Raw genomic sequence first — 1,074 nt, 5'->3', positions numbered from 1 at the left:
CCTTGGTAAGGTTCTTCGCGTTGCTTCGAATTAAACCACATGCTCCGCTGCTTGTGCGGGTCCCCGTCAATTCCTTTGAGTTTCAGTCTTGCGACCGTACTCCCCAGGCGGAGTGCTTATTGTGTTTACTTCGGCACTGAATATCGCTACCCAACACCTAGCACTCATCGTTTACAGCGTGGACTACCAGGGTATCTAATCCTGTTTGCTACCCACGCTTTCGTGACTCAGCGTCAGTTACAGTCCAGTAAGTCGCCTTCGCCACTGGTGTTCCTCCTAATATCTACGCATTTCACCGCTACACTAGGAATTCCACTTACCTCTCCTGCACTCAAGTAATACAGTTTCAAATGCCAACTATGGTTAAGCCATAGCCTTTTACATCTGACACATATTACCGCCTACTCACCCTTTACGCCCAGTAAATCCGGACAACGCTCGCCCCCTACGTATTACCGCGGCTGCTGGCACGTAGTTAGCCGGGGCTTCCTCCTTGGCTACCGTCATTTTTTTCGTCACCAAGGACAGAGTTTTACGATCCGAAGACCTTCTTCACTCACGCGGCGTCGCTGCATCAGAGTTTCCTCCATTGTGCAATATTCCCCACTGCTGCCTCCCGTAGGAGTCTGGACCGTGTCTCAGTTCCAGTGTGGCCGTTCACCCTCTCAGGCCGGCTACTGATCGTCGCCTTGGTGAGCCGTTACCTCACCAACTAGCTAATCAGACGCGAACTCATCCTGTACCTCTAAATCAATTTGACTTCTCTCTCATGCGAGAAAAAAGTGTTATCCGGTTTTAATCCCAGTTTCCCGAGGCTATTCCTGTGTACAGGGCAGATTGTTCACGCGTTACTCACCCGTCCGCCACTAAGCATATCCGAAAATATACTTCGTTCGACTTGCATGTGTTAGGCACGCCGCCAGCGTTCGTCCTGAGCCAGGATCAAACTCTCGTTTAATATTCTTGCTCAAGATAACGCATAGCATTATCTGTCTTTTTTTACTTTTTGTTTTGTTTGTTCTTTTTTAGAACTCTCAAAGGTTTCTTATGCTGTTTTATTGTCTAAGTTCGTTG

The 1,074-nt window shown here is 48.4% G+C and carries 1 rRNA gene; it reads right to left on the bottom strand.

The features are described 5' to 3' along the window. A 16S ribosomal RNA gene (locus tag BN358_RS17885) occupies positions 1-958 on the bottom strand; the annotation flags it as partial. Positions 959-1,074 lie beyond the last annotated feature (116 nt).

Source organism: Sedimentibacter sp. B4 (assembly GCF_000309315.1).
In the GTDB taxonomy this organism is placed as follows: Bacteria; Bacillota; Clostridia; order Tissierellales; family Sedimentibacteraceae; genus Sedimentibacter; species Sedimentibacter saalensis.
This window is presented reverse-complemented; position numbering and strand designations above follow the sequence as displayed.